17 protein-coding genes are annotated in these 19,994 nt (G+C 60.0%); 10 read left to right on the top strand and 7 right to left on the bottom strand.

Annotated features, from left to right (window positions below; all coding sequences use genetic code 11):
• The first annotated feature begins 85 nt into the window (after positions 1–85).
• From murG to ftsZ, 5 genes are all read left to right on the top strand, one after another.
• Positions 86–1,177 carry an undecaprenyldiphospho-muramoylpentapeptide beta-N-acetylglucosaminyltransferase gene (gene murG / locus CDA63_RS11475; RefSeq protein WP_088464598.1) on the top strand — a complete coding sequence of 364 codons (1,092 nt, stop codon included), beginning with the start codon at positions 86–88 and terminating at the stop codon, positions 1,175–1,177.
• A gap of 51 nt (positions 1,178–1,228) precedes the next feature.
• On the top strand, positions 1,229–2,689 hold the full coding sequence (murC, locus tag CDA63_RS11470) for a UDP-N-acetylmuramate--L-alanine ligase (RefSeq protein ID WP_088464597.1): 1,461 nt from the start codon (positions 1,229–1,231) through the stop codon (positions 2,687–2,689).
• Positions 2,690–2,795: 106 nt separating this feature from the next.
• Positions 2,796–3,554, top strand: coding sequence for a cell division protein FtsQ/DivIB (locus CDA63_RS11465; protein ID WP_088464596.1), 759 nt, complete (start codon positions 2,796–2,798; stop codon positions 3,552–3,554).
• Between the two features lie 83 nt (positions 3,555–3,637).
• Entirely contained in the window at positions 3,638–5,026 is a 1,389-nt protein-coding gene (gene ftsA, locus CDA63_RS11460) for a cell division protein FtsA (protein ID WP_088464595.1), read from the top strand.
• A 114-nt stretch (positions 5,027–5,140) separates the two neighbouring features.
• The gene (ftsZ, locus tag CDA63_RS11455) at positions 5,141–6,625 is read left to right on the top strand and encodes a cell division protein FtsZ (protein WP_088464594.1); all 1,485 of its coding nucleotides are present in this window, start codon (positions 5,141–5,143) and stop codon (positions 6,623–6,625) included.
• Positions 6,626–6,849: 224 nt separating this feature from the next.
• Here ftsZ and CDA63_RS20875 read toward each other — a convergent pair whose 3' ends face one another.
• Entirely contained in the window at positions 6,850–7,017 is a 168-nt protein-coding gene (locus CDA63_RS20875; protein WP_165768277.1) for a hypothetical protein, read from the bottom strand.
• Positions 7,018–7,226: 209 nt separating this feature from the next.
• Here CDA63_RS20875 and CDA63_RS11450 point away from each other — a divergent pair, with 209 nt between their 5' ends.
• A complete protein-coding gene (locus tag CDA63_RS11450) occupies positions 7,227–8,510 on the top strand; it encodes a voltage-gated chloride channel family protein (protein WP_088464593.1) in 1,284 nt (427 codons plus the stop codon).
• 35 nt (positions 8,511–8,545) lie between these two features.
• Here the strand turns inward: CDA63_RS11450 and CDA63_RS11445 are convergent, their stop codons facing one another.
• The 4 genes from CDA63_RS11445 to CDA63_RS11430 all read right to left on the bottom strand — a co-directional run bounded on the left by CDA63_RS11445 (position 8,546) and on the right by CDA63_RS11430 (position 12,801).
• On the bottom strand, positions 8,546–9,073 hold the full coding sequence (locus CDA63_RS11445) for an NADPH-dependent FMN reductase (protein ID WP_088464592.1): 528 nt from the start codon (positions 9,071–9,073) through the stop codon (positions 8,546–8,548).
• Between the two features lie 111 nt (positions 9,074–9,184).
• Complete coding sequence (locus CDA63_RS11440; protein ID WP_088464614.1) at positions 9,185–9,940, bottom strand: succinate dehydrogenase/fumarate reductase iron-sulfur subunit; 756 nt, start codon at positions 9,938–9,940, stop codon at positions 9,185–9,187.
• Between the two features lie 132 nt (positions 9,941–10,072).
• Positions 10,073–12,007 (bottom strand): fumarate reductase/succinate dehydrogenase flavoprotein subunit, encoded by a 1,935-nt coding sequence (locus CDA63_RS11435; RefSeq protein WP_088464591.1) that lies wholly within the window; start codon positions 12,005–12,007, stop codon positions 10,073–10,075.
• 26 nt (positions 12,008–12,033) lie between these two features.
• Positions 12,034–12,801, bottom strand: coding sequence for a succinate dehydrogenase cytochrome b subunit (locus CDA63_RS11430; protein WP_088464590.1), 768 nt, complete (start codon positions 12,799–12,801; stop codon positions 12,034–12,036).
• Between the two features lie 238 nt (positions 12,802–13,039).
• On the opposite strand from CDA63_RS11430, the gene CDA63_RS11425 reads away from it, so the two are divergent.
• The 3 genes from CDA63_RS11425 to fabD all read left to right on the top strand — a co-directional run bounded on the left by CDA63_RS11425 (position 13,040) and on the right by fabD (position 17,211).
• Entirely contained in the window at positions 13,040–15,874 is a 2,835-nt protein-coding gene (locus CDA63_RS11425; protein ID WP_088464589.1) for a T9SS type B sorting domain-containing protein, read from the top strand.
• 72 nt (positions 15,875–15,946) lie between these two features.
• Positions 15,947–16,270, top strand: coding sequence for a hypothetical protein (locus CDA63_RS11420; RefSeq protein WP_126546828.1), 324 nt, complete (start codon positions 15,947–15,949; stop codon positions 16,268–16,270).
• A gap of 47 nt (positions 16,271–16,317) precedes the next feature.
• Complete coding sequence (fabD, locus tag CDA63_RS11415; RefSeq protein WP_199797523.1) at positions 16,318–17,211, top strand: ACP S-malonyltransferase; 894 nt, start codon at positions 16,318–16,320, stop codon at positions 17,209–17,211.
• Positions 17,212–17,314: 103 nt separating this feature from the next.
• On the opposite strand, the gene folK is transcribed toward fabD, so the two are convergent.
• Entirely contained in the window at positions 17,315–17,797 is a 483-nt protein-coding gene (gene folK, locus CDA63_RS11410; RefSeq protein WP_088464586.1) for a 2-amino-4-hydroxy-6-hydroxymethyldihydropteridine diphosphokinase, read from the bottom strand.
• A gap of 71 nt (positions 17,798–17,868) precedes the next feature.
• Positions 17,869–18,750: an alpha/beta hydrolase family protein gene (locus tag CDA63_RS11405; RefSeq protein WP_088464585.1), complete on the bottom strand. Its 882-nt coding sequence runs from the start codon at positions 18,748–18,750 to the stop codon at positions 17,869–17,871.
• A 234-nt stretch (positions 18,751–18,984) separates the two neighbouring features.
• On the opposite strand from CDA63_RS11405, the gene CDA63_RS11400 reads away from it, so the two are divergent.
• Positions 18,985–19,965 (top strand): polyprenyl synthetase family protein, encoded by a 981-nt coding sequence (locus CDA63_RS11400; protein ID WP_088464584.1) that lies wholly within the window; start codon positions 18,985–18,987, stop codon positions 19,963–19,965.
• The last annotated feature ends 29 nt before the right edge of the window (positions 19,966–19,994 follow it).

Genomic DNA, 19,994 nt, shown 5'->3' with positions numbered 1-19,994 from the left:
TGGTTGGTTTTAGCTGAACGTTTTTTAGTGACGCCGGAAGAACAACGAGCCAAGAACCACCAACCAAAAACCAAAAACCAACCAAATGAAACTTATCATCAGCGGCGGCGGCACCGGAGGGCATATATTTCCGGCGGTGGCTATTGCCAACGAAGTCCGCCGACGGTATCCCGAGGCCGAAATTCTGTTCGTGGGGGCCAACGGCCGCATGGAAATGACCCGCGTGCCCGAGGCTGGTTACGAAATTATCGGCCTCGATATTGCCGGCTTGCAGCGCAGCTTCACGCCGAAAAACCTGCTGTTCCCGATTAAGGTGATGCGCGCTGTTCGCAAGGCAGGCAAAATCATCGAGAAATTCCGGCCCGATGCCGTAGTGGGCGTGGGGGGCTACGCCTCGGCCCCAGTGCTGCTGGCAGCTACCTCGCGCGGTATTCCGGCGCTTATTCAGGAGCAAAACTCCTACGCCGGCCTCGTGAACAAGCTCCTGGCCCGGCGCGTGCAGCGCATCTGCGTGGCCTACGACGGCATGGCCAAGTTCTTTCCCGCCGACCGGCTGGTGCTCACCGGCAACCCAGTCCGCACCGAAATTGCCGACGGCCAGCGCGCCGAAGCCCTGTCGTTTTTCGGCCTTGACGCCGACCGGCCGGTGCTACTCGTGATTGGGGGTAGCCTGGGAGCGCGCACGCTCAACCAAGCCACGGCCGCCGCGTTGCCGCGTTTGCAGGCGGCCGGTGTGCAGTTGCTCTGGCAAACCGGCAAGTTGTACTTCCCCGAAGCCCAGCAGCAGGCTACCCCGTTCGCGGCCGATAACTTGCAGGCTCTCGAATTCATCCGCCGCATGGATCTGGCCTACGCCGCCGCCGACGTGGTCGTGAGTCGGGCCGGGGCGTTGTCGGTGTCGGAGTTATGCCTGACAGGTAAGCCGAGCATCCTGGTGCCCTCGCCTAACGTGGCCGAAGACCACCAGACCAAGAATGCTCTGGCCCTCACTACCAAACACGCCGCTCTGCTCGTTCGCGACGCAGAGGCCGGCGCCACACTCTACGATCAGGCGCTGGCCCTGCTCCAGGACCCGGCGCAACAGCAGCAGCTTTCGGCCAACATCCGGGCGCTGGCCCGCCCCCAAGCTACGGCTACCATCGTAGGCGAGCTGCTGAAACTGATTCCGAATAAGTAACTGGTGGCCTTCTCCGCTCGAACATCATCCAAGCCCTCAAGACCCTAACAGATGCAAACCAACGTCTTCTTTCTCGGTATCGGTGGCATTGGCATGTCGGCGCTGGCGCGCTGGTTCCGGGCCAACGGGCATGTGGTGAGCGGATACGATAAAACGAAAACTCCCCTTACTGAAGCCCTGACGGAAGAGGGCATTGTGATTCACTACGACGACGCGGTGACGAGCATACCGCTGGCCGTGCGCGAGAACCCGGCCGATACGCTGGTCGTGCTTACGCCCGCCATTCCGAAAGACCACCGCGAATGGGCCTGGCTGCGGGAGCAGGGCTACGACATCCGCAAGCGCAGCCAAGTACTGGGCTTGCTTACCCAAGGGCGCCCCACCATCGCGGTGGCCGGCACCCACGGCAAAACCACCACCAGCAGCATGGTAGCCCATCTGCTCCATCATGCCGGCGTGCCCTGCGCCGCTTTCCTAGGCGGCATCAGCGTGAACCTGGGCTCGAACCTGCTCCTGCCTTCGGAAGAAGGTAAAAAGGAAGAATCAAAGACGAGCAGTGAGAACGGGCCAACAACCACCAACCAAATTCCCGTAGTAGTCGAGGCCGATGAGTACGACCGGAGCTTCCTGACGCTGTTCCCGACCATCGCCATCGTGACGAGCACCGACGCCGACCACCTCGATATTTATGGTGACGCGGAAACACTACTGGAGTCGTTTCGGCAGTTTGTGGGCCAGATTCAGCCGGGCGGTACGCTCATAATTAACCACACGGCCGATGCCAGTGTGGCCGCCGCCGCCCCGGCCGGGGTGCGGGTGCTACGCTACGGCCTGAGCCCGGAGCAGGGCCCTGAACTGTACGCCGCCAACATTACCGCCGAGGGTCATCTGTTCCGATTCGATATGCACGGGCCCAGCGGTACCATAACCGGGCTGGAACTGGCTGTACCGGGCTTCCACAACGTGGAAAATATGCTGGCCGCTGCCTGCGTGGCCCGGTTGCACGGCCTCTCCGACGAACAGCTGCGAACCGCCGTGGCCGCCTACCGGGGTGTGAAACGCCGCTTCGAATTCATCGTGACGGCCGGCACACCCGCCGCGCCCAAAGTATACGTGGACGATTATGCCCACCATCCCCGCGAAATCGAGGCCTTCCTCAAATCGTTGCGGGCCTTATACCCGGGGCGGAAAATACGGGTCGTTTTCCAGCCGCACCTCTACAGCCGCACCCGCGATTTTGCGGCCGGATTTGCTGAGAGTCTGAGCCTTGCCGACGAGGTAGTGCTACTCGATATCTACCCGGCCCGCGAACAACCGCTACCGGGCGTAACGGCAGAGTTGATATTGTCCCAAATCACGGCTCCGGAAAAAAGTCTGCAAACCAAGGCCGAAATTTTGCAAAACGCCGAAACCAATCCCAATTTTGACGTACTAGCCACAGTGGGGGCCGGCGACATCGACCAGTTAGTACCTCAATTAAGGAATATTTTGAACCTCCGCTGGCAAGAATAAACGCTATCTTGTAAGCGTCTAACTGCCGGCTGGTACCTCCGACACTCTCTTTTCCAGGACGTACGCCAACCCAGCATACAAGACCTTCATTTCCCCCCAAACCTCCATGAAGCGTAAAGCCAACAACCTGCTGTTTGCTACCATCTGCCTGCTGTTGCTGGTAGGGTTGGGGGCTTTCGCGGCCGTGCGGCAGGCGAACCGGCATGTGGGGGGCGTCATCGTTTCCATCAGCAACGAGTTCAATAACTTCTTCATCGGCCAGCGCGAGGTTACAAGCCTGCTCACCCGAGAGGGCCGCGACCGGCTCGAAGGCAGCAACCCCGATGAGGTAGACCTCAAGGCCCTGGAGGCCCGCCTGAAGGCCCATAGCTTCGTAAAAGAGGCCCAAGTATACCGCGACCTGGCCGGCAACCTACACGCCGATGTGCGCCAGAGCCGGCCTATCGCCCGCCTCGTGCACGCCGACTCGCGCCAAGACAGCTACCTCGACGCCGACGGCCGCCAGCTGCCACTCTCGCCCCTGTTCACGGCCCGGGTGGTGCCCATTTCCCGGCCGGGGGGCGTACCACTTTCGGCCCGGTTCTTTCAGGACAGTGTTGGCACACGCTACCTCGACTTTTTACGTTACCTGGACGAAAAGCCGTTCTGGCGGGCCCAGGTCGCGGAAGTGTTTGTGGCCCCCAGTGGTAAAATTTCGTTCACCCAGCAGGTGGGCGACCAGCGGGTAGAATTTGGCTTTCCCGATAATATTTCAGAAAAATTCGCGAAACTGATGGTATTTTACCGGCAAATTCCGCCTGTTCTCGGCTGGGACACCTACCATAGGGTCAACGTCGAGTTCAAGGATCAAATCATCTGCGAATAAAATTATCCGCCTAAAACGCTACCTTAAAGCGCATTAGGCACTCTTCTCCTGCATTTACCTGCAACTCTCTGCTCTCCCTCCCCATGCAACACGATAAGATTGTAGTCGGCCTCGATATCGGTACCACCAAAATTTGTGCCCTGGTGGGCCGTAAAAATGAATTCGGCAAGCTCGAAATTCTGGGGTTGGGCAAGGCCGTGTCGGAAGGAGTCGTGCGCGGTATTGTGTCGAACATCGACAAAACGGTGGACGCCATCAAGAAGGCTATTAAGCAGGCCGAGGAGCAGTCGGGCATCAACATTGGTGTGGTGAACGTGGGCATTGCGGGCCAGCACATCAAGAGCCTGCAGCACAATGGCAGCATCACCCGCGCTTCAGCCGAAACCGAAATCACGCAGGCCGATGTGGAGCGCCTCACCAGCGACATGTACCGCCTCGTAACGCCCCCCGGCTCCCAGATCATCCATGTGATGCCCCAGGACTACAAGGTAGATTACGAAGAGGGTATTCTGGACCCCGTGGGCATGTCGGGCGTGCGCCTGGAGGGCAACTTCCACATCATCACGGCCCAGAGTACGGCCATCAACAACATCTACAAGTGCGTTACGAAGGCGGGCCTGGAAATCGATAACCTGATTCTGGAGCCGCTGGCATCGAGCATGTCGGTGCTCAGCGACGAAGAGAAGGAAGCCGGCGTGGCCCTGATCGACATCGGGGGCGGCACGACCGATCTGGCCGTGTTCAAGGACGGCATCATTCGCCACGCGGCAGTGCTGCCTTTCGGTGGCAACATCATCACCTCCGACATCAAGCAGGGCTGCCTCGTCATGCAGAACCAGGCCGAGCAGCTCAAGGTGAAGTTCGGCAAAGCCATTGCCGAAGAAGCCTCGGAGTACGAAATTGTAAGCATCCCCGGCCTGCGCGACCGGGCTCCCAAGGAAATCAGCCTGAAAAACCTGGCCTACATCATTGAGGCCCGGATGGAGGAAATCGTGGAGCTGGTGTACGCCGAAATCCAACGTCTGGGCTTCCAGGATAAGCTGGCGGCCGGCATCGTGATGACCGGCGGCGGCTCGCAGCTCCAGAATCTGGTGCAGCTTACCGAGTACGTTACCGGCCTCGATACGCGCATTGGTTACCCCAACGAGCATTTGGGCAAGAGTAAGATTGAAGCGGTAAAGTCGCCCATGTACGCCACTACGGTGGGCTTGGTGCTGGCCGGCTACCGCTCTATCGATGACCGCGTAGCCCAGCGTGGCTACGACGAGCCCGAGCAGAACCATTACCGGGCTGCACCCGATACGCGCGCTACAGTCGCTCCGGCGGCCGCCCCGCAGAATATCCAGACGCCGGCCCAGCCGGCTGCCGAGCAGCCCGCCAAGAAGTCATCGGGCGCCGGTGACTTCTTCCAGAAGATCCTCAGCCGCACCAAAGGGTTGCTGATTGATGACTTCGACGATAAGCAATACTAAAGTCAATTAGGAAGTGAGAATCGAGCATTAAAAATTGCCCTTCAGTTTTATCGAATTGCCGAGACAATTTTTAATGCTCAACTCTTAATTCTTAATTCCAACTGACCCTCAAGCATGAATTATAAATTTGACATTCCGTCGCAATCAACGTCCATCATCAAGGTGATTGGGGTGGGGGGAGGCGGCTCCAATGCCGTGAACCACATGTTCAGTCAGGGCATCAAGGACGTGGAATTCGTCATCTGCAACACCGATAAACAGGCGCTGGCTTCATCGAGCGTGCCCAACCGCCTGCAAATCGGGGCCGACCTGACCGAGGGGCTGGGCGCAGGGGCCAACCCCGAGCGGGGCAAGCAGGCCGCCGTGGAAAGCCGCGAGCAAATCCGCGAGCTGCTAAGCAACGGCACCCGCATGGTGTTTATTACGGCGGGTATGGGTGGCGGCACCGGCACTGGGGCCGCCCCGGTAATTGCCAAAGTCGCCAAGGAACTGGGTATCCTCACGGTGGGTATCGTTACGGCACCGTTCATGTTCGAGGGCAAGAAGAAGCGCTTGCAGGCTGAACAGGGCATCAAGGAGCTCAGCGACAACTGCGACACGGTGCTGGTAATCCTTAACGATAAGCTCCGCGAGATTTACGGCAACCTGCCCATTCGCTCGGCCTTCGCCAAGGCCGATACCGTGCTGAGCACAGCCGCTAAGTCCATTGCCGAAATCATTACGGTAACGGCCGATGTGAACGTGGACTTTGAGGACGTGAAAACGGTGATGAAGGACTCGGGTGCGGCCGTAATGGGCAGCTCCGTAACCGAAGGTGAGAACCGTGCCGCCCGGGCCGCCGAGGAAGCTCTGGCTTCGCCGCTGCTCAACAACACCGACATCCACGGCGCCCAGCGCATCCTGCTCAGCATCATGTCGGGCGACCAGGCCGAACTGGAGATGGATGAGCTGACCGAAATCACGGAGTATATCCAGGAGAAGGCTGGCCAGAACGCAGAGGTTATTTTCGGCCATGGCATCGACCCAACCCTGGGCCAGAGCATCCGGGTGACGGTAATTGCCACCGGTTTTGCCCGCGACGCCCACAACATCACCGAAGTAATACCCCGCGACGACAGCAACGCTGCCCCGGCCCGCGAGCCGGCCGAAGCAGCCGAGCCCACCTCATTCGTGCCCACGTTCGGTAGCCCCGCGCCGGCCGAGCCCGAGGTGGTGAAGCTGGACCTGGAGACGTCGCCTCCGCAGCACGATTCGGCCCCGGTGGCTGCTCCTTCGACGCCCGCACCGGAGCCGCAGCTGCAGTACCAGCACCAACGGCCACAGCCTCAGTCGGGCGCGGCCACTACGGCTCAGCACGCGCTGCCCCGGCCCTCACTCGATGTGCGGGCCGAAGAGCGCCGCCAGCGCCTGCAGGCCCTGAGCAATGGCCTTACCAACGAGACCCTCAAGGACCAGCTCGAAACCCCGGCCTATCTGCGCCGGCAGGTGAAACTGGAAAACGTAGTGCCATCTTCCGAACAGAATGTGAGTCGCTTCAACCTTTCCGACGACAACGAGCTACTAGGCGATAACCGCTTTCTGCACGACAACGTGGACTAGTTTTCTGGTCCTGACCAATAATAAAGAGGCCGCCCCAATTACCTGGAGCGGCCTCTTTGTTATTGTGCTTCTCTGGGTAGCTGGGTTATGGGAGAAAGTACATCAGCAAGGATACACTGGTCAGTAAGGCGGAGCAACTGCTCTTCGCCTTATTATTGACCTGAAGCCTCAGTTATTTCTGCAATGAGACAGGATTTCGTCTGAAAAGCAGAAACTAGCTTGAATTAGCGGAGCGAATCGGGGCGTACCGCCCCGGAGTCAGTAGGGAAGCGGAGGGGTTCCATGCGCTCGGAGTCGGGGCTGAGTTGGCCGCTGCCCTTCCCGCGCCGGGGGGCAATAGTGCAGCTAGCTGCCAGTAAGATTATAATTAGCAAGGCTGGCAGGTATTTCATACGCGCATAAACATGATAAGGGAATACTTCGGACGCAGGGAAATCCTGGTCGATAGCAGCTCCTGTAACGCGGCCGCCTACTTTCTGTTGCCTGCTGGCCGGTGCTTCAGCTTACTGCGGCAGGCCAAATCTTGCCACGGTGGGCAAGATGTGCCGGAGGTTGGGCAAGGGGGTGTACTTTTGTCGGCCGGCCGGTGCCGGAACTGCCTATGCTGCCTGCTATCCGCGCCCTGTTATACGAATACCGGCTGCTGCTGCTCTACCTGAGCCGCTGGCTGTTGCTGGGGGCAGCTGTGGCGGCCCTGGCGGGTACGGCCTCGGCTGGGTTTCTGGTGGCGCTCGATTGGGCTACCAATTGGCGCGAGGCGCACGTCTGGATAATTGCGTTGCTGCCAGTGGGCGGGTTATTGGTAGGACTGCTCTACCACTACCTGGGCCAGCGCGTGGAGGCCGGCAACAACCTGCTGCTCGACGAAATCCACCGGCCCCAACGTGTACTACCGCTCCGCATGACGCCGCTCGTGCTCATTGGCACGGTGCTCACTCACCTGTTCGGCGGCTCGGCCGGCCGCGAGGGCACAGCTGTGCAAATGGGTGCTTCGCTCGCCGACCAGCTCCATCTGCGGCTGGGGCTACCCCGGCGCGAACGGCGGATTCTGCTCATCGCGGGTATTAGTGCGGGTTTTGCTTCGGTATTCGGTACGCCGCTGGCCGGCGCCATCTTCGGGTTGGAAGTTTTCTTTCTGGGCCGCATCCGCTACGATGCCATTCTGCCCGCCTTTTTGGCCGCCGCCGGGGCCGACCTCGTGACGCGTGCCTGGGGCGTGGGCCACACCGTCTATCCGCAGTTGGTGGTGCCCGTAGTGCCGGCATTATCGGTGGAAAACGTGCTGCTGGCGGCGGCGGCAGGCATAGCGTTCGGGCTGGGCGGGCGGCTTTTTGCGGGCGCTACGCACGTAGTGAGCCGCTTTTACAAGAGTCGCATTAAGTGGCCCCCGCTCCGGCCCGCTTTGGGTGGGGTAGTGGTCGCTCTGCTGGTCTGGAGCCTGGGTACTACCGAGTACATTGGACTGGGCGTGCCAACCATTGTGGCCTCGTTTGCGGGGCCGCTGGTGCCGTACGCCTTCGCCCTTAAAATTCTGCTTACGGCCCTCACGCTCGGGGCCAGCTTTAAGGGTGGCGAGGTAACGCCGCTGTTTTTCGTGGGCGCTACGTTGGGCAATGCGCTGGCTGGCGTGCTGCCGCTGCCGTTGCCGCTGCTGGCAGGCATGGGCTTCGTGGCCGTTTTCGCGGGCGCAGCCAATACCCCGCTTGCCTGCACCCTGATGGCCATGGAGCTATTCGGCCACGAATGCGGGCTGTATGCAGGACTAGCCTGTGTGGTAAGCTACCTATTCTCGGGCCACCAAGGCATTTACAGCGCCCAGGTTATCGGAGAGCCCAAGCACCGCCGTTGGTTGCGCCAAAAGGGCAAGGCCCTACGCGAGGTGTAGCAGCCTGTTGAAACAAGCTCAACTTTCCACCAAAACTAAAACCGCAGAAAATGGGCCACCTGCTCTTCGAGCATCTGGTGCAGAAAGGTATCGGTAAGGGTGCCGTTTTCGTGCAGGTGCTTGTCGATGAAGGGTAGGCGGACGCGCTGGGGCAGCACAGCGGTACCCAGGTACATGAGGATGTCGGTGAGGTGGTTAAGGGCCAATACACCGCCTTGGCCGCCGCTACTCAGGCCTACCAAGGCAGCTTTTTTGCCACCGAGGCCGCTGGGGTAGGGGAGGCCGTCAATGAAAGCCTTCAGCACGCCCGGAAACGAGCAGTTATATTCCGGTACTATAAAGACCAGCTTACCGGCCTCGCTGACTTTGGCAGCTAGCTCGTTGAAGCCCTCGTGGCGGCCGGCATTGTCGTAGAGGGCGGAGGTGGTGAAATCGGCAGGCAGCCCGATCAGGTCGAGGACCTGTGCGGGCGTGCCGTGCGCGGTCAATAGGTTTAGATAGAGGTTGGCAATGCGCCGGGCGCGGGAGTCGGGGCGGTTGGTGCCGGCAATTATCGTAATCATTCAGTCAAAAAGAAAGGCGTGAAACGGAGCCACCAGACAGCGGCCACAAAAAAGGCGAAACGGAAGTCCGTTTCGCCTTTTAGGGAATTCTCAGAAGAATAACCGAAAACGCTAGGCTAGGTTATTCGACGTGGCCTTGGCCGAGATAAATTCCTGGTTAAGAATGGCAATATTTTCGAGCGAAATGCCCACTGGGCACTCGGCAGCGCAGGAGCCGATGTTGGTGCAGGCACCAAACCCTTCGATATCCATCTGGGCTACCATGTTTTCGACGCGGGTTTTGCGCTCGACGTGGCCCTGGGGCAACAACGCAAGCTGGCTCACCTTGGCCGATACGAACAGCATGGCCGAAGCATTTTTGCAAGCTGCCACGCAGGCACCGCAGCCGATGCAAGTGGCCGCCTCGAAGGCCCGGTCCGAAACATCCTTCGGAATCGGAATCTCGTTGGCATCAGGCGTACCGCCGGTATTTACGCTCACGTAGCCGCCCGCCTGAATGATGCGGTCGAAAGCCGAGCGGTCTACGCTCAGGTCCTTGTTGATTGGAAATGCCGTGGCACGCCAAGGCTCGATGACGATGGTGTCGCCGTCGGAAAACTTACGCATATGCAGCTGGCAGGTCGTGGTGCCCTGCTCGGGGCCATGGGCCCGGCCGTTGATAAACAGGTTGCATGAGCCGCAAATGCCTTCACGGCAGTCGTGGTCGAAGGCTACCGGCTCATCGCCCTTGCGCAGCAGGTCTTCGTTGAGCACGTCGAGCATTTCCAGAAACGACATATCGGGCGAAATGTCCTTCACCTGATAGTCCACGATACCGCCATCAGTTATGCGGTTCTTCTGCCGCCACACCTTCAGGGTGAGGTTCATCGGTTTGGCGTTGGGGTTACTTCCGGCCATTGTTTTATGAGCTTCAAGCTGTCAGCTACAGGCTGCGAGCTTTTCGTTTTAGAATTGAGACTACCGAACTGCGCTTGCAGCTTGCGGCTTGTTGCTTGCAGCCTATTTGTAGCTGCGCTGGGTGAGTTTCACGTTTTCGAACGTCAGCTCTTCCTTGTTGAGCTTCTCGGGCTGGTTTTCGCCTTGATACTCCCAGGCCGCCACGTAGGCGTAGTCGTCGTCGTTACGCAGGGCCTCACCCTCGGGCGTCTGATACTCCTCGCGGAAGTGACCACCGCAGCTTTCGTTGCGGTCGAGGGCATCGTCCACCATCAGTTCGCCGAGCTCGATGAAATCGGCTACGCGGCCGGCTTTCTCCAGCGCCTGGTTCATTTCGGTTTCAGTGCCAGCCAGTTTCAGGTCGCTCCAGAATTCCTTCTTCAGCTGCTGAATCTCGCTTTTGGCGTAGCGCAGGCCCTCGGCGTTGCGCGACATGCCGCAGTACTCCCACATCAGGTGGCCGAGCTTCTTGTGGAAGTCGTCGGGGGTACGGTTGCCGTTGATGCTCATCAGCTGCTGCACACGGGCCTGCACGGCGGCCGTTGCCTCGGCGAAGGCCGGGTCTTCGGTCGTTACGGGCTTGGGCGCCGTTTGGGCCAGGTAGTCGCCGATGGTGTAGGGAATCACGAAGTAGCCGTCGGCTAAGCCCTGCATGAGAGCCGAAGCACCGAGGCGGTTAGCGCCGTGGTCGGAGAAGTTGCACTCGCCGGTGGCGTACAGTCCGGGCACTGTGGTTTGCAGGTTGTAGTCAACCCAGAGGCCGCCCATGGTATAGTGAACCGCCGGGTAGATGCGCATGGGCCGCTCGTAAGGGTTCTCGCCAGTGATTTTGGCGTACATATCGAACAGGTTGCCATACTTCTGGCTCACGGCCTCGGCCGAGGTGCGCTTGATAACGTCGGCGAAGTCGAGGTACACGGCCAGGCCGGTCGAGCCTACGCCTTTGCCCTCGTCACACATCAGCTTGGCGTTGCGCGAAGCCACGTCGCGGGGCACCAGGTTACCGAAGGCCGGGTACTTGCGCTCCAGGAAGTAGTCACGGTCAGCCTCCTGAATGTCGTTAACGTTGATTTCGCCCTTACGCAGGCGCTCAGCCGTTTCCTTGGTGGCCGGCACCCACACGCGGCCGTCGTTACGCAGCGACTCCGACATGAGCGTCAGCTTAGACTGGTAATCGCCCGATACGGGAATGCAGGTGGGGTGAATCTGGGTGAAGCAGGGATTGGCAAAGTATGCGCCCTTCTTGTGGGCCCGCCAGGCGGCGGTGGCGTTGCAGTACATGGCGTTGGTGCTCAGGAAGAACACGTTGCCGTAGCCGCCGGTGGCAAGCACCACGGCGTGGGCCGCGTGCTGCTCAATCTCACCCGTCAGTAGGTTGCGGGTAATGATGCCCCGCGCCTGGCCGTCTACCGTTACCAGATCCAGCATCTCGGAGCGAGTGTACAGCTTTACCTTACCATAGGCCACCTGACGCGAAAGGGCCGAGTAGGCACCCAGCAGCAGCTGCTGGCCAGTCTGGCCCCGGGCGTAGAACGTGCGGCTTACCTGGGCACCACCAAACGAGCGGTTGGCCAACAGTCCGCCGTATTCACGAGCGAAGGGCACACCCTGGGCTACGCACTGGTCGATGATGTTGACTGATACCTGGGCCAAACGGTACACGTTGGCCTCCCGGGAACGGTAGTCACCACCCTTCACGGTATCATAGAACAGGCGGTACACCGAGTCGCCGTCGTTCTGGTAGTTCTTGGCGGCGTTGATGCCACCCTGGGCCGCGATGGAGTGCGCGCGCCGGGGAGAATCGTGGAAGGTAAATGCTTTTACGTTATAGCCCAACTCAGCTAGCGAAGCGGCAGCCGAAGCCCCGGCCAAACCCGTACCTACGACAATAACGTCGTACTTCCGCTTGTTGGAAGGGTTAACGAGCTTAACGTTGAACTTATGCTTTTCCCACTTCTCGCCTATTGGGCCTTCGGGGATTTTGGATTCGAGTACCATTGGATGTAGTGTAAGAGAGTGGGAAATTAGCGCAGGGCCGGCTCCTCCGTGAGCGACTGCTCGACGGGCTGAGCAGTGGCAGGCCGGGGCTGGTATTCGGCACTGAAGAACATGATGATCGGGATAATGGCGAACAATACGGCCATACCTACCGAGAAAACATAACCCGTGTAGTAAATGGCCGGGGTGTACTTGCGGTGGCTCAGGCCCAGGGTCTGGAAACCGCTACGGAAGCCGTGCCAGAGGTGGTAGCCGAGCGCAATTTGAGCCAGCGCGTACAGGGCTACATACCACGGAATTTTGAATGACGCCGCCGCTACCGAGTACAGGTCGCCAACGGGGTGGTCGAGGTTAGGAACCCGTACTTCGGCCAGACCGCCAAAGGCGTCGAAGCGCGAGCGAATCCAGAAGTTCATCAGGTGAACGATCAGGAAAATGAGCAGCAATGTACCTAGCAGGGCCATATTGCGCGACGACCACTGCGAGTTCTGCTCCGAGTGGTTGCTCACGTATCCTTGGCTACCGCGGGCTTGCTTGTTTTTCACGGCCAGTGCCAAGCCCTGGTAAATGTGCACGGCAAAGCCCAACATGAGCACAATCTCCATGAAGCGGATGACCGGGTTGGTGCCCATGAACTCGGCCCAGAAATTGAAGCTGGCGCCGCCGTCGTGGCGTAGCAGCTGCAGGTTGATGAGCAAGTGAACGAGCAGGAACGAGCAAAGGAACAGGCCGGTGGTGGCCATGATGATCTTACGGCCGATGCTGCTGGAAAGAGTTTTGGAAATCCAACTCATGGAGAGCTACTAATGTGGGGGTAGGTAGGACAAATCTAGTGGCCAAAGTTAGGCCCCAAGCCCATAGGAAACAATCTGATTGGTGGCTTTCGCACGAGGCGGAATCTATCCCAAGCCAACTCCGTTAGTATCTTGTCGCGTCAGGATAACCCGCGTAACCCGATTTTTGTTAGGTTTCCGCTGGGTTTTTGCTGACCTTTCTCTCTGCTATCCATCTGCTCGCTAAGCTGCTGACTGTATGCGTATCCCCCTACTCACCCGCTCCCTGCGGCTTTGGCTGATGGGCCTTTTCTTGCTGGTTGCCGGTCTCGGCCTTGCCCCGGCGGCGCAGGCCACGCACTTGGCCGCTGGCGACATCCAGAGCCGTACCGACCCCGCGAATCCTCGGCATATATTCTTCACCCTCACGCTCTATGTGAGCGCCGACCCCAACGTAGCGGAAGAGCCGGTGGTCACGGTTTTCTTCGGTGACCGGACTTCGACGGTCGGCATCCCGTTTATATCCCATACCCGCGTCGCGCCCGAGTATTTTCTCAACGTTTACACCTTCGACCATACCTATAATTCGCCCGGTAGCTACACGGTCGGGTATGCCAGCGTCAATCGGCCGGCAGGGGTGCTTAATATGGCCAACTCTCTCAACGAGAGTTTCTATATATCGACTACTATTACGATTGATCCCTTTTTACAGAACACGTCGCCCGCGCTGCTGGCCCCGGCCATCGATAAGGGCAGCATCAGGCAGGTTTTTCTGCATAATCCGGCCGCTTACGATGCCGATGGCGACTCGCTGGTGTTCGAATTGCAGCCTAGCAAAAAAGCCGGCAACCCCACCGAAGTCGTTAATAACACCCCCGTTGTAACTGTTACCACGGGTTTTACCTTCCCCAACAATATTGCCGGAGTAGCGGCTACCCAGGTTGCTTACAGCGGTCCGCCGGCCGCCCAGGTTGGCGCTCCCGCCATTTTCACTATTGACTCCCGCACGGGCCAAATTGTGTGGAACGCGCCCGCGCTGGCCGGCATTTATAATGTGGCCTTTGTGACGCGCGAATACCGCCGGACTCCGGGTTCAAAAGCCCGGCTGATTGGCGAGGTGTTGCGCGATATGCAGATCATCGTCCGTAACCAAACCAACCGCCGGCCAACCATTATGGTGCCGCCCGACGTGTGCGTGGTAGCCAATACGGCCGTCCCTGGCGGTACCGTTACGGCCACCGACCCTGAGAACAACCCGATACTGCTCGAAGCCTTCTCGGGGCTGCTGCCCCGGCCGGCTACCTTCGTTCAGTCTACTAAAGGGCCGCCCACGGCCCGGGGCCTGTTTCAATGGACTCCTGATTGTTCTTACATCCGACGCGAGCCCTACCAAGTACTGTTCAAGGCCACCGATGAGCCTGGCAGCAACCTCACGCCCCTCATCGACCAACGCGTTTGGAATATTACCGTTGTCGGTCCGGCCCCGCAGAATCTGCGGGCTACCCTGGGCGGCAGCACCGCCCGCCTCGACTGGGACAGCTACAGTTGCCAGAATACGGGGGCCAGAATCCTGATTTTCCGCCGTGAGGGTTGCTACCCCTTTACGCCTGGGCCGTGCGAAACCGGTTTGCCGGCAGCGGCCGGCTACGTGCAGATTGGTTCGGTCAGTGCGGGTACCCGCACGTTCCTCGACGACAATAACGGGCAGGGCCTGGTACGGGGCAAAACCTATTCTTACCGCATCTACGTGCAGTTTGCTGAGCCCAGCGGCGGAGCCAGCCTGACCTCGAACGAGGCCTGCATTAAGATTGAAGGCCGCTCGCCCCGGCTTACCAACGTAACGGTAGACCGCACCGACCCGGCCACCGGCCAGATTACCGTGCGCTGGACCAAGCCCGCCCCGCTGGGCAACTTCAACGCGCCCCGCGGCTACCGCCTCTACCGGGCAACTGGCCAGAACCCGGTTGCGACGGATTTCCGCAAGGTATACACCACCACCAACCTCAACGATACCACCTTCGTGAACGCGGGCCTCAACACGACGGCCAACGCCTACACCTACCGGCTCGACTTCTTCAGCCAGACCACCAACCCAGTGGACTCAGTGGAGCGGACGGCTCCGGCCTCCAGCGTCCGGCTGACGGCCACGCCCAACCCGCTGGCCAGTACCGTAGCCGTGAGTTGGACTTACAACGTGCCCTGGGACAACACGGTGCAACCCAGCACCGTGTACCGGCGCGAACCCGGCGGCACTTTCCGGCCGGTGGGCAAGGTAACGGGCACGACTACCGGCGGCTCGTTCGTGGACGACGGCAAAGTAGTGCCGCTGGTGAAAAACCGCACCTACTGCTATTACGTGAAAACGAACGGCCGTTACCCCCTCCTGGCCCCGCTTGACTCCCTCATCAACCTGAGCCAAGAGCAATGCGTGCCGTTGCAGGCGGTGCCCTGTACGCCAATTCTCACACTCAAACCCACCAACTGCGACAGTCTGGCCAACCGCCTGTTCCAGCTGGATATGACGCCCGAAACCGGGATGGTGTTCACCAACTACCTAAGCTGGACGCTGAGCAACCTGCCCACCGCCGACTGTAGCCGCGACATCACGCAGTACATCATCTACTACGCCCCAACGCCCAACGATCCGCTGGTAGAGTTGGCCCGCGTGCCCGGCACCCAGACGACTTACCAGCACGCTAACCTCAAGTCGGCTCAGGGCTGCTATGCGGTGCGGGCCGTGGACGGTAACGGAGCCATCAGCGACTTCAGCAATAAGGAGTGCAAAGACAATTGCCTGCTGTTCCTGCTGCCCAACATTTTCACGCCCAACGGCGACGGCAAGAACGACACGTTCCGGCCCAAGGTGTTCAGCCCGATTGAACGCACGGTGGTGAAAATATATAACCGCTGGGGCAAGAAGGTGTACGAAGGCAGCCAGGACCCACTTATTAACTGGACCGGCAGTGGCTCGGGCGAAGGCAACTCCGACGGCCGGGTATCGGAAGGCATGTACTTCTACCAGGCCGAAGTCGAGTTCAAGGACTTCAACCGCACCAAGCGCACCTTCAAGGGCTGGGTGCAGATCAACCGGTAAGCGGGCCCATTCTCGCCACCGGCCAGAAGGCGCGGACCAGCTTGGTCCGCGCCTTTTGTTTTTCTTTGCGTTATGATGAATCGTCTTCCGGCCTTGTTGTTAGGTCTTGCCTGCATGCTGGGCAGCTGCCAGCGCCCCGAAACCGCCACCGATACGCCCGCCTCCGCCGCGGTACCCGTGACTACTGAAGCCGCCGCCCGCGCCGCCGTGGGTAGCTATGTGCAGGCCCTACCCGAGCATGACCTGTACCAAACCGATTCGGCCAGCGTGATGGAGGCCGGCGCGCAGTTTCAGGTGCTGGTGCCCCGTACCGACTGGGCCGGCCGGATGCCTAATAAAGCCGCTTTCAACGTGGACAAGCAAACCGGCGCCGTGACGGAGCAACTGGTGAAGTAGTCTCGTTCCGCCACCTGCCATCAACTACCAAACTTCCCTTATTTCTGATGAAAGCAGTTATTTTCCCCGGCCAGGGCAGCCAGTTCAGTGGCATGGGCCGCGACTTGTACGAGCAGCACCCCGCCGCCAAGCACCTCATGGACCAAGCCAACGACATCCTCGGTTTCTCGCTGACAGATACCATGTTCACCGGTTCCGACGAGGACCTGCGCCGCACTGATGTAACCCAGCCCGCCATTTTCCTGCATTCGGTGGCGCTGGCTGCCGTGCTGCCCAATTTCCGTCCCGATATGGTGGCCGGGCATTCGCTGGGCGAGTTTTCGGCGCTGGTGGCGGCCAAGGTGCTCCGGTTTGAAGATGCGCTCCAACTAGTAGCCCGCCGCGCCCAGGCCATGCAGGCCGCCTGCCAGGAGCAGCCTGGCACCATGGCCGCCATCCTCGGCCTCGACGACGACACCACGGCCCGCATCTGCCAGGAAATCACGGCCAGCGGCGAGGGCGTGGTGGTGGCGGCCAACTACAACTGTCCCGGCCAGCTGGTTGTGTCGGGCTCCCGGCGCGGTATCGAGTTGGCCTGTGAGCAGCTAAAGGCCGCTGGGGCCAAGCGGGCACTGCCGCTGCCCGTGGGTGGGGCTTTCCATTCGCCGCTGATGCAATCGGCTGAGGCTGCGCTGGCCGAAGCCATTGCCAAAACCACTTTCTCGGCGGGTATCTGCCCCGTGTACCAGAACGTGGATGCGGCCCCGCACACCGACCCCGACGAAATCCGCGAAAACCTTGTGCGCCAGCTCACCGCCCCCGTCCGCTGGACCCAGAGCGTGCAGCGCATGGTGCAGGATGGCGCTACCGAGTTCGTGGAGTGCGGACCCGGCAAAGTGCTGCAAGGTCTGGTAAAGAAAATAACCCCGGACGTTCCGGCCGCTTCGGCGGTGGTGGAGTAGCGTAGTTGTCAGTCACTTTGAAGGGCCTGCCGGTGTACCGGTAGGCCCTTTTTTGTCTCAGACCATCACTTTAATTGATCTGGCAAGCGGGGCAAAAACCGGATCAATCTATCCGCCGAACTTCCAAACCATCCGGGCATTCGGCTAGTAGCTCCGCCACCATGCGCCCCAGGGCCGGGTGTTTTACGGCCGCCGCAATTTCGGCCAGCGGTACCAGGGCGAAGCGGCGCTCGGGCAGGCGGGGGTGGGGGATTTGCAGGGTAGGCGTGTCGAGCACCAGATCGGCGTACAGCAAAATATCCACGTCGAGGGTGCGGGCGCCCCAGCGTACTTGCCGCTGCCGGCCCGCTAGCTGCTCGGTGGCCAGGCAGGCAGCCAGCAGTTCTAGCGGTGCAAGGTTGGTTTGCACCGCTACGGCCTGGTTGAGAAAAGTGGGCTGGTCGGTCAGGCCCCAGGCGGCCGTTTCGTAACGGGCGGAGGCGGCAGTTATGCGGCCGGCCGTGCGGTTTAACTCCGCCACGGCCTCATCCAGTGTGGCAACCCGGTCGCCGAGGTTGGAGCCGAGCAGCAGGTAGGCGGTTTTCAACTAAAAATTGAGTGTTAAAAATGAACGGACGATGGCACCTGACTTGAGCGGCTTAAATCCAACGGCAATTCTCAATCTTTCATTTCTAATCGAAAAAACGCCGCTGTGGCCTCGGCAACTTGCCGGGTGTGCTCGGGCAGCTCCTCCGAATTCCAGGGATGTGCCCCGCCAAAGTTGTGCGTGACGCCGGGCAGCACCAGCAATTCGGCGGCGGGCTGCCACTCGTGGAGCTGCCGGGCGCGAGCCAGCGGCACCGTTTCGTCTTGGTCGCCGTGGACGATGAGCAACGGCCGGCCGGCCAGGCGGTGGCGCAGGCCTTGCTCGATATCGAGGCGGGAACGGTGCTGGTAGTAGTTTTCGACCAGCTGAAAGTAAAGCGGTAGCTGCTGCTTGGTGCGCGAGTTTTCAATGTGCACCACGCCCTGCTGCTGCCAGTCGGCCATTTGCGGCTCAGTCCAGCCCGGGTTTACGTCGCTGATGGCGGCCCAGGTGGCGGTGGCCTGCACGCGCGCGTCTTCGGCCGTTTTGAGCAACACCAGCCCACCGCCCCGGCTGTGGCCGATAAGCGCCAGCTTACCCAGATCCATTTCGGTGGCCGGAATGCCCGTCTGGCCAGGGGCATGCAGGGCGTCGAGCAGGGCACCGAGGTCGTCGAGTTCGAGGCTGAAGTTGTTGTGGCCGAAGGCTTCGAGGTCTTCCAGGTCGCCGGTACCGCCCACCACGAGACCGTTGTGCGAGAGGTTGAGTTTCACGAACACGAAGCCCTGGCGGGCAAACCAATCGGCCAGCACGTTGAAGTGGCCCCAGTCCTTGAAACCCTTGAAACCATGCACGAACACGACCACCGGCTTGGCCTGGCCATCGGCCACAAACCGCGCATCGGCCGCGAAGGGACGGTCGTGGCCGGGGTTGGCGAGCAGAAAATCGACGGTAGTAGGCTGAGGAGTTGGCATGGAGCGAAGATAGTCGGCTTAGAAGATAGTAAGCGAATAAAAAGGAACGTCATTCAGGGCAGCGCGAAGAATCTCGCAAGTCAAAGCCGCTTCTTAACGGTAGGGATAACTCGGCACGCGAGATTCTTCGCGTCGCTCAGAATGACGTTCTCCGTGATTCATTCGCCGAGTCACTCATTCACTCCCTTTCCCCAATCCCTTTTCTTGTATCATTGCAGTGCCCAAATACGCCGCATGACCGTTACGCTGGATCAGATACAGGCCCCCATCGCCCCCGAAATGGCGGAATTCGAAAAGAAATTCCGTCAGTCGATGCAGACCAAGCAGTTGCTGCTCGACAAAATCATGGGCTACATCGTCAAGCGCAAGGGCAAGCAGATCCGGCCGATGTTCGTGTTTTTCACGGCTAAAATCTGCGGAGGCGACCCGTTGCCCGAAGCCACGTTCCGGGGTGCGGCCCTGATTGAGCTGCTGCACACGGCTACGCTAGTGCACGACGATGTGGTGGACGAGAGCAACTACCGCCGCGGCTTCTTTTCCATCAATGCCCTCTGGAAGAACAAGATAGCCGTGCTCGTGGGCGACTACCTGCTGAGTAAGGGCCTGCTGCTGAGCCTGGAAAACGACGATTACGAGCTGCTCAAAATTGTGAGCAACGCCGTGAAGGAGCTCAGCGAGGGGGAGTTGCTGCAAATTGAGAAAGCCCGCCGCCTTGATATCACCGAGGACGTGTACTTCGACATTATCCGCCAGAAAACGGCCTCGCTCATTGCCTCCTGCTGCGCCGTGGGCGCCTCCTCGGCCGGGGCCGATAAGGAAACGGTAGAACGGGCGCGCCTCTTTGGCGAGAAGGTGGGCATGGCCTTCCAGATCAAGGACGACCTGTTCGATTACGGTACGGCCGAAATCGGGAAGCCGTTGGGTATCGATATCAAGGAGAAAAAAATGACCCTGCCGCTGATTTACGCCCTCCAGCAGGCCGACTGGCTGACTCGCCGCCGCGTGATTTTCAACGTGAAAAACAACGACGGCCGCAAAGACCGGGTGCAGCAGGTGATTGAGTTCGTCAAGCAGTCGGGTGGGCTCGACTACGCCATTGCCGTCATGAAGCGCTACCGCGACGAAGCGCTGGCCGTGCTGCACACCTTCCCCGAGTCGTCGTCGCGCACCTCGCTGGAGCAGCTCATCAACTACACGATTGAGCGCGAAAAGTAAGGGCGTTATTCACTACGGTATCTGTTTAT

This window comes from Hymenobacter amundsenii (assembly GCF_002204745.1).
Classification (GTDB): Bacteria; Bacteroidota; Bacteroidia; order Cytophagales; family Hymenobacteraceae; genus Hymenobacter; species Hymenobacter amundsenii.
This window is presented reverse-complemented; position numbering and strand designations above follow the sequence as displayed.

Coding starts and splice junctions, on each gene's coding strand:
- murG (WP_088464598.1), top strand. CDS start 86: ATGAAACTTATCATCAGCGGCGGCGGCACCGGAGGGCATATATTTCCG.
- murC (WP_088464597.1), top strand. CDS start 1,229: ATGCAAACCAACGTCTTCTTTCTCGGTATCGGTGGCATTGGCATGTCG.
- CDA63_RS11465 (WP_088464596.1), top strand. CDS start 2,796: ATGAAGCGTAAAGCCAACAACCTGCTGTTTGCTACCATCTGCCTGCTG.
- ftsA (WP_088464595.1), top strand. CDS start 3,638: ATGCAACACGATAAGATTGTAGTCGGCCTCGATATCGGTACCACCAAA.
- ftsZ (WP_088464594.1), top strand. CDS start 5,141: ATGAATTATAAATTTGACATTCCGTCGCAATCAACGTCCATCATCAAG.
- CDA63_RS20875 (WP_165768277.1), bottom strand. CDS start 7,017: ATGAAATACCTGCCAGCCTTGCTAATTATAATCTTACTGGCAGCTAGC.
- CDA63_RS11450 (WP_088464593.1), top strand. CDS start 7,227: ATGCTGCCTGCTATCCGCGCCCTGTTATACGAATACCGGCTGCTGCTG.
- CDA63_RS11445 (WP_088464592.1), bottom strand. CDS start 9,073: ATGATTACGATAATTGCCGGCACCAACCGCCCCGACTCCCGCGCCCGG.
- CDA63_RS11440 (WP_088464614.1), bottom strand. CDS start 9,940: ATGAACCTCACCCTGAAGGTGTGGCGGCAGAAGAACCGCATAACTGAT.
- CDA63_RS11435 (WP_088464591.1), bottom strand. CDS start 12,007: ATGGTACTCGAATCCAAAATCCCCGAAGGCCCAATAGGCGAGAAGTGG.
- CDA63_RS11430 (WP_088464590.1), bottom strand. CDS start 12,801: ATGAGTTGGATTTCCAAAACTCTTTCCAGCAGCATCGGCCGTAAGATC.
- CDA63_RS11425 (WP_088464589.1), top strand. CDS start 13,040: ATGCGTATCCCCCTACTCACCCGCTCCCTGCGGCTTTGGCTGATGGGC.
- CDA63_RS11420 (WP_126546828.1), top strand. CDS start 15,947: ATGATGAATCGTCTTCCGGCCTTGTTGTTAGGTCTTGCCTGCATGCTG.
- fabD (WP_199797523.1), top strand. CDS start 16,318: ATGAAAGCAGTTATTTTCCCCGGCCAGGGCAGCCAGTTCAGTGGCATG.
- CDA63_RS11405 (WP_088464585.1), bottom strand. CDS start 18,750: ATGCCAACTCCTCAGCCTACTACCGTCGATTTTCTGCTCGCCAACCCC.
- CDA63_RS11400 (WP_088464584.1), top strand. CDS start 18,985: ATGACCGTTACGCTGGATCAGATACAGGCCCCCATCGCCCCCGAAATG.